The sequence below is a fragment of the Pseudoxanthomonas sp. 134C1 genome (assembly GCF_057773065.1).
The window spans coordinates 61,001-68,745 of record NZ_JBYMTH010000006.1 but is presented as its reverse complement, the minus strand read 5'-3'; the positions used below and the strand labels follow the sequence as shown (position 1 = coordinate 68,745).

At 65.7% G+C, this 7,745-nt stretch carries 6 protein-coding genes; 2 read left to right on the top strand and 4 right to left on the bottom strand.

All coding sequences use genetic code 11. The features are described from left to right. Positions 1-22 precede the first annotated feature (22 nt). On the top strand, positions 23-463 hold the full coding sequence (locus tag AC3DEZ_RS12730) for an excinuclease ATPase subunit (RefSeq protein WP_488388549.1): 441 nt from the start codon (positions 23-25) through the stop codon (positions 461-463). 113 nt (positions 464-576) lie between these two features. Here AC3DEZ_RS12730 and AC3DEZ_RS12725 read toward each other — a convergent pair whose 3' ends face one another. Further along, entirely contained in the window at positions 577-1,266 is a 690-nt protein-coding gene (locus AC3DEZ_RS12725) for a hypothetical protein (RefSeq protein ID WP_488388548.1), read from the bottom strand. A gap of 467 nt (positions 1,267-1,733) precedes the next feature. On the opposite strand from AC3DEZ_RS12725, the gene AC3DEZ_RS12720 reads away from it, so the two are divergent. Further along, a complete protein-coding gene (locus tag AC3DEZ_RS12720; RefSeq protein ID WP_488388547.1) occupies positions 1,734-2,603 on the top strand; it encodes a tetratricopeptide repeat protein in 870 nt (289 codons plus the stop codon). Positions 2,604-3,138: 535 nt separating this feature from the next. On the opposite strand, the gene AC3DEZ_RS12715 is transcribed toward AC3DEZ_RS12720, so the two are convergent. From AC3DEZ_RS12715 to AC3DEZ_RS12705, 3 genes are all read right to left on the bottom strand, one after another. Next, complete coding sequence (locus AC3DEZ_RS12715) at positions 3,139-4,518, bottom strand: cation:proton antiporter domain-containing protein (protein ID WP_488388546.1); 1,380 nt, start codon at positions 4,516-4,518, stop codon at positions 3,139-3,141. Positions 4,519-4,589: 71 nt separating this feature from the next. Beyond that, positions 4,590-7,310, bottom strand: coding sequence for a heavy metal translocating P-type ATPase (locus AC3DEZ_RS12710; RefSeq protein WP_488388545.1), 2,721 nt, complete (start codon positions 7,308-7,310; stop codon positions 4,590-4,592). Continuing rightward, positions 7,307-7,702, bottom strand: coding sequence for a heavy metal-responsive transcriptional regulator (locus AC3DEZ_RS12705; protein ID WP_488388544.1), 396 nt, complete (start codon positions 7,700-7,702; stop codon positions 7,307-7,309). The genes AC3DEZ_RS12710 and AC3DEZ_RS12705 overlap by 4 nt, the downstream gene beginning before the upstream one ends. Positions 7,703-7,745 lie beyond the last annotated feature (43 nt).

Here is a 7,745-nt window from a genome sequence, read left to right as displayed (position 1 = left end):
TTTCACTACAAGGAGTGCCGACATGAAACGATTGCTCACCGCCGCCCTGCTGACCCTGTCCATCGCCCCGCCCAACGCCTTTGCCGGCGATACCCGCCTGGAACTGCCGCTGCAGGAACTGATTGACTCGCCGCAGGCCAAGGAAGCCGGCATCGACGGCAGCGTGCGGTTCTATCTGTCCGGCCAGGCCCACCCCGCGGTGACTTCGCGCATGGGCGAGGACGTCTCCAACAAGAAGACCAACGGCGTCGGCAAGAACGATGTGGAATCCTGCCGCTGGGTCGCCCTGTCGGTGCTCAAGGCCTTCCAGGAAAGCGCCAAGGCGCGCGGCGCCAACGCGGTGATCGACATCACCAGCTACTTCAAGAAGAACGAGTTCAAGAGCCCCACCAACTATGAATGCTACGCCGGCAACATCATGTCGGGCGTGGCATTGAAGGGGACTTACGCGAAGGTGAAGTGAGTCCGTCGATCAGTTTTAATCCAAGGAAAAGCCCGGCGATGCCGGGCTTTTCCTTGGATATTGAGATGCATGACCATAGGAATGTTCTCCTCAGATTCAGTTTGCCAGAATGCTCAGGAGTCTCGAACTTTATATCCATTCTCAGACAGCCATGTGTCATGGAGCCATTTTTCAGTGCCGCGATGGCCGGGGAATGTGATCCAATGGATGTCCCGTTCGAACACCATCACCTTGCGATCGGCTCCGACGATGACCCACATCCAGAGGCCGTCGGCGGTGTTGCGCATCTTCACTTTCATGCCTGTGAGTGTCAGGTTCTCCGTCTTGCCGTTGCGAATCACGCGCAGTGGTTCGTCATGTGGTTCGATCCAGCTGAGTTTCATTCCCGGCAGGAGGTCGGGTGCAACAGTCCGCAGAAAGTCCATGGCGATTTCCTGCGTTTCGTCTCGTGTGGGAAGTTCGCCTCCGGCGAGGTCGAGGTCCATGCGGGTAAAGCCCATCAGGCGACCATCGTTCGCTATGACGGCGCTGAAATGTTCGCCTCCGAGCGCTGCGTTGCGAGCATCCTTGCGTTCGTAGCGAACCAGCTCAGCTTTTTGTTTGTCGACGGTGACGTTGCGTCTGGCAACTTCACGATATCCGGCCGGGATATGAGTTGCGATGATGCTCGCGGGGTCCTGGGAAGCCATTGTCGTTGAAGTCATGGTATTTCCTTTCGGGGGCTGATCCAGCGTTTCCTGGGTAGTTGTCGCTACCATGAGACAGAGCATCATGAGTGTGATGGTGGAACGTGATCGGGACATCTCGAAGTTCTTCTTTCAGGTTGATCTGGAAATGGGGCGCTGGTGGATTGCAAGCGTGAGCCCGATAATTGCCAGCAGCCGCAAAGCGGCGGGCAGATGCCAGAGGGTGGAAGAGCCGAAGCCTGCCAGTATCTGCCTCCCGACGATGAAGTAGGTTTTCCGCTCGCCGTCCAGTGACGACGATGAATGAGTTCGCGGACAACGAAAGAGGTACTTCCATGCAAAGGAGCGATGAGCTCCAGACGTCGGAGTCTGGCGCTGGCGCTGGGTCCTGTCGACTAACTTTGAGCGTTTTCGAGCCAATGTTTTCGTTGTCACGGGAAAGGCGAAGTTATCGCGGTTATCCGTGGGTAAAAAGAGAAGAACAGGCAAAGGCCAGCACGCGGGAAGCGCATCGCATGATGGCATGATGAAGGTTGAATGACTCCAACGAAGACCTTACGCATGAACGGGAAAGGGCGTGACCTATGAGTGATCGCATCAAACAGCGGGCGGCATCGGCGATCGTCAGTCTGGCCCGGCGAACCGCCGCACGGGCGGAGGACAACAGAATGGCCCGGCACGAGCGCCTGCGCGAAGCCGAACAGTTGTATGGCATGGCGCTGGATCTGTTTCCCGAACAGACTTGGGCGCATTGGCGCGGCTTGGTTCTGATGGAACTGGAGGACTACGCCGCGGCGGAGGAAGCCTTCAATCTTGCGGCGTCACTGGACAGGGCGTGGGAACTCAATGGCCTGAAGGAATCGGTCTACCTCGACTTCGCACGCCGCGCCCGTGCTTTGCGCAATGACCGACGGAGCGGGCAAGCAGGGCTGGTCGATGGCGTTGATCCGCCGGGTAGTATTGATATGGGGCTGCCTGAAAGCTTGACTGCGATGATGAATGCACCGGGTCCGATGCAGGATCTGCAGCAGGAACTGATGGCCTTGTTGCAGACCAATGCGGCGCTGGGTGAACAGATCGACGATGAGGATTCGGAGGCCGAAGCGGGGCGCGATCCGCTGACCCTCGAGGAAGAGGAAGCCGCCATCGAGGCGGGAGAGCGGTTTGCCTACCACCTGATCGACGGCCGATTCGAGGCTGCCCACCAGATGATGGGTGCCAAGCTGGGAGCCGACTGCACGCCTGCCCAACTGAAGCAGTGCTACGAAGAGATGACCGGCTACCTGGAGGAACCGATCGACACGGTGACAAGCGAGCCGCCCGATCGGTGGGAAGGACACATCCACATCTATGTGGCGCTTTGCAATGACCGCGGCAGCGAAGCCGTGTTCCTTGGGCTGGAGCAAACCGGGCAGGAACCGCAGGTGGTCAGTATCGAATGGGGGCGGCCCTGACGGGGCGTTTTTCGGCCGTCATGTCCTGACGGGCGTGGTGGTGTGGGGCGGTTGCCGGCGTTGGGTGTTGTGGCGCGGGATTTTTCCGCTTGCCCCACCCAACTCTCCCCCGCAAGCGGAGGAGGGGATGTTTCCGTGTGCCAGTGCGGTATGGCTGGGTCGATGCCGTAACTTCGCCGGTCGTGATTCGGTGGGGAGATGAGATCACCTCGCCATCACGACGTTCCGCTCCTTCCCCCGTTTGCGGGGGAAGGCCGGGATGGGGCGCTTTTCAGCGCTGCTTTCTGTCGAACGTGGTGATGCAGGGGCTGTATTTCCGACGTTGAGTGTCGTGGTGTGGAATTCTTCCGCTTGCCCCTCCCCAACCCTCCCCGCAGGCGGGGGAGGGAGCGGTTTCCGTGTGCCGGTGCGGCATGGGCCAGGCGACGCCGTGACTTCGCCGGTCGTGATTCGGTGGGGAGAGAGGAGATCACCTCGCCATCACGGCGTTCCGCCCCGTCCCCCACCGGGATGGGCGTGCTTTTCAGCCCGGCCGCTACGCAGACGAGGCCGACCGCGCACGGCGCTCGATGAAGTTGAGCAGCGGGCCGGTCATCGCCGTGGTCACCAGCGCCATGATCACCAGCACCGCGAACAGGCGATCACCGATCAAGCCCATCTCGTAGCCCAGGTTGAGCACGATCAGTTCCATCAGGCCGCGCGTGTTCATCAAGGCGCCCAGGCGCAGCGCATCGGTCCGCGGCATGCCGGCGCTGCGCGCGGCCAGCCAGGTGCCCAGGCCCTTGCCGAGGCTGGCGACGAGGATCACGATCACGCACAGCAGCAGGTCGCTGGCCCGCCAGCCGTCCACGCGCAGGCGCAGCCCGGTCATGGCGAAGAACAGCGGCAGCAGCAGCGAGATCGCGAAGGGTTCGACCTTCTGGATAAGCAGTTCGCGCAGGCGCGTGTTGCCGGATACGGCGATGCCGGCCAGGAATGCGCCGAACAAGGCATGGATGCCGAGCAGCTCGGTCACCAGCGCGGCGGCCAGCGCCATCAGCAGCAGGCCAATCAGATGGCGGCCCTCGCGCTCGGGTGCGACTTCGTGCCGCGACAGCCACGGCCGCACCAGCGCGATCATCGCGGCGGCGAATGCCAGCGTGCCCAGCAGGCTGATCAGGGCCGCGTTCCAGCCACTGGCCTGCACCGAGGCGACGATGGCGGCCAGCAGGCACCACGCGCTGGCGTCGCCCAGCGCGGCGCAGGCGACCGCGATGCGGCCGAGCGGGGTGTGGGTGATGCCGCGATCGGACAGGATGCGCAGCAGCACCGGGAAGGCGGTGATGCTGAGCGATACGCCCAGGAACAGGGCGAAGTTGGCGAAGCCGACGCCGGCCGGCGCATGCGCGTTGAACAACGCGAACGCCAGCAGCACGCCGCACAGGAACGGCAGGGCGATGCCGCTGTGGCTGACCAGCAGGGCGAAGGCGCGGCGGCCATGCAGGGTGGACAGTTCAAGTTCGGCGCCGGCGACGAACAGGAACATCAGCACGCCCAACTGGCTGATCAACCCGAGTGCGCCGAGCGATCCGGGCGCGAACAGCCAGGCCTGGGTTTCCGGCATCACCGCCCCGAACAGCAGCGGCCCCAGCAGCAGGCCGGCGGCCATTTCGCCGATCACCGCGGGCTGACCGAAACGCTTCAGCAGCCAGCCGGCCCCCTTGGCCACCGACAGCACCACCAACAGTTGCAGCAGGAACAGGGACAACGGCGTGCCAGCGCCGCCGTGGCCGGCGTCCGCCGCGGGTGCCGGCGGTGGCGCGGACACCGGCAACGGCCAGCGCGAGAGCAGCAGCGCGGCCAGCAGCGGTGCGGCGACCAGCAGCAGATAACGCCAGGGGGAGGTTGCGCCGGACCGTATCTGCGAATCTTGCATGTACCGGTGGACCCCGCGCCTGAAGGATGCGCCGCATTCTAGCGGCGCATCCGTTCACGGGAGCAGCGGCTTCAGCCGGCCATCGGCAGCGACTGGTGACGCAGGCGCAGGGCGTTGGCGACCACCGAGGCCGAGCTCAGGCTCATCGCCAGCGCAGCCAGCATCGGCGAAAGCAGCGGGCCGCCGAACAGGTACAGCAGGCCGGCGGCGACCGGCACGCCCAGCGCGTTGTAGAAGAACGCGAAGCCCAGGTTCTGGCGCATGTTGCGCACGGTCGCTTCCGACAGCGCCTTGGCGCGGACGATGCCGCCCAGATCGCCCTTGACCAGGGTGACCTGCGCGCTGGACATCGCCACGTCGGTGCCGGTGCCCATGGCGATGCCGACGTCGGCGGAGGCGAGGGCGGGCGCGTCGTTGATGCCGTCGCCGGCCATGGCCACCACCCGGCCCTCGGCCTTCAGGCGGGCGACCAGCGCGGCCTTGTCGGCCGGACGCACCTCGCCGTGGACCTCGTCGATGCCGACCTGCGACGCCACGGCCTGCGCGGTGCGCTCGCCGTCGCCGGTCGCCATCACGATGCGCACGCCGGCCGCCTGCAAAGCACGCAGCGCCGAAGGCGTGGTGATCTTGATCGGATCGGCCACCGCGATCAGCCCGGCGACGCCACCATCCACGGCCAGGAACATCACGCTGGCGCCTTCGGCGCGCAGGCGGCGGGCGTCGGTGTCCAGCGCCGAGACGTCGACGCCGGTTTCCTGCATCAGCGCGGTGTTGCCCAGCGCCAATGCCTTGCCATCCACGTGGCCACGCACGCCGATGCCGCTGGAGGACTCGAAATCCTGCGCGGAGGCGAGGGCGATACCGCGCTCGCGCGCCTCGGCGACGATGGCGTGCGCCAGCGGATGCTCGCTGCCGGCGTCCAGGCTGGCGGCCAGCCGCAGCGCTTCGTTCTCGTCGAATCCGATGGCTGGAATCAGCGTGCGGAACGCCGGGCGACCTTCGGTGAGCGTGCCGGTCTTGTCGACGATGAGGGTGTCGACCCTGCGCAGGGTTTCGATGGCCTCGGCATCGCGGAACAGCACGCCCAGCTGGGCGGCGCGTCCGGTGGAGACCATGATCGACATTGGCGTGGCCAGGCCCAGCGCACACGGGCAGGCGATGATGAGGACGGAGACCGCGTTGAGCACGGCATACGTCCACGACGGTTCCGGACCGAACAGACCCCAGCCCAGGAAGGTCAGCACAGCCGCGGCCAGCACCGCCAGCACGAACCAGAACGATACCTTGTCGGCCAGCCGCTGCATCGGCGCGCGCGAGCGTTGCGCCTGCGCCACCAGTTGCACGATCTGGGCGAGCACGCTGTCGCTGCCGACGCGCTCGGCGCGGATGATCAGGCTGCCGGAGCCGTTGATGGTCGCGCCGATGACACCGTCGCCGTCGGCCTTGGACACCGGCACCGGTTCGCCGGTCAGCATGGATTCGTCGATGTGCGAACGCCCTTCGATCACCACGCCGTCCACCGGCACCTTTTCGCCGGGACGCACGCGCAGGCGATCGCCGACGTGGACGTGCGAGAGTTCGATGTCCTCTTCCTGGCCATCCTCGCGCAGGCGGCGGGCGGTCTTGGGGGCGAGTCCGAGCAGCGCCTTGATCGCCGCCGAGGTCTGCGAGCGCGCCTTCAGTTCCAGCAGCTGGCCCAGCAGGGTCAGCGAGACGATGATCGCGGCGGCCTCGAAATAGACGCCAACCCGGCCGTGTTCGTGGAACGAGGCGGGGAACAGGTCCGGCGCGACCGTCGCCACCACGCTGTAGCCGTAGGCCGCGCCGACGCCGGTGCCGATCAGCGTCCACATGTTCGGGCTGCGGTTGCGGATGGACTGCGCCCAGCGCTGGAAGAACGGCCATGCCGCCCACAACACCACCGGTGTGCTCAGCACCAGTTCGATCCAGGTGCGCGTGGTCGGCGACAGTGAATGGAAGTACTGGCCGAACATCGCCAGCACCAGGGTCGCCACGCTCAGCGGCAGGGTCCACCAGAAACGGCGGCGGAAGTCGATGAGTTCCGGATTCTCGCCATCGTCCAGCGAAGGCATCATCGGTTCCAGCGCCATGCCGCAGATCGGGCAGGTGCCGGGACCGTCGCGGACGATTTCCGGATGCATGGGGCAGGTGTACTGCGCGCCGGGCACCGCGGCTTCCGGCTCGCGCTTCGGTGCCAGCCAGCGCGGCGGATCGGCGATGAACTTGCCGCGGCAGCCGGCTGAGCAGAAGTGATAGGTCTTGCCGTCGTGTTCGGCGCGATGCGCGGTGGCGTCGGGATCCACGCTCATGCCGCAGACCGGATCGATCACGGTGCCCGCCGCGTGGGCGGCGTGTTGGTGTGCGTGGTCATGACCGGCGTGGGAAGGCGCGGTCGGGGCATGCCCGCGCGCATGCGTGCCCGCGTGCGAATGCTCCGCATCGCTGGCCTGGCAGCAGGCACCCTTCGCCTTCGCGGCGCTGGCATCTTCGTCCTTTCCGCCGCCACGGCAGGCCGAAGGCTTCTCTTCGGTCGCGGATGCGGCGAGGAATCGCGCCGGTTCGGCGACGAACTTGTCGCGGCAGCCGGCAGAGCAGAAATGGTACGTCTGGCCATCGTGTTCGACGTGGTGCTGCGTGGTGGCCGGATCGACGCTCATGCCGCAAACCGGGTCACGCGCGGAGGTTGGCGTGGAAGGCGAGCCGTCACCGCAGCATCCACCTTGCGTCCTGTTGGCATCCGGCTTGTCGTGCGAATGGCGGGAGCCGCTCATTTCGGCTCCTCGGCCAACGCGGCCACGATCGGGCACTCGCTCAGATCGCCATGGCCCGGACAGGCCTCGACCAGGGTGCGCAGGGCATCGCGCATGCGGGTCATCTCGGCCAGCCGCTCCTCGACGACGGCCAGCTTGCTGGCGGCGGCGGCTTTCATCTGGCCCATGTCCTCGCGTCCGGCGCTGATTTCCAGCAGATCGCGGACTTCATCCAGGGTGAAGCCGAGCGCCTTGGCGCGGCGGATGAAGGTCAGGCGGATGACGTCCCCGCTTTCGTAGCGGCGGTAGCCGGCGGGGCTGCGGCTCGGCGGAGGCAGCAACTGCTGGCGCTCGTAGTAGCGGACGGTATCGATGGGCACGCCCGCCAGGCGTGCCAATTGGCCGATATTCATGGCGTTCTCCGGTTCGGAATGGCGCCATTCTGCACCCTTGACC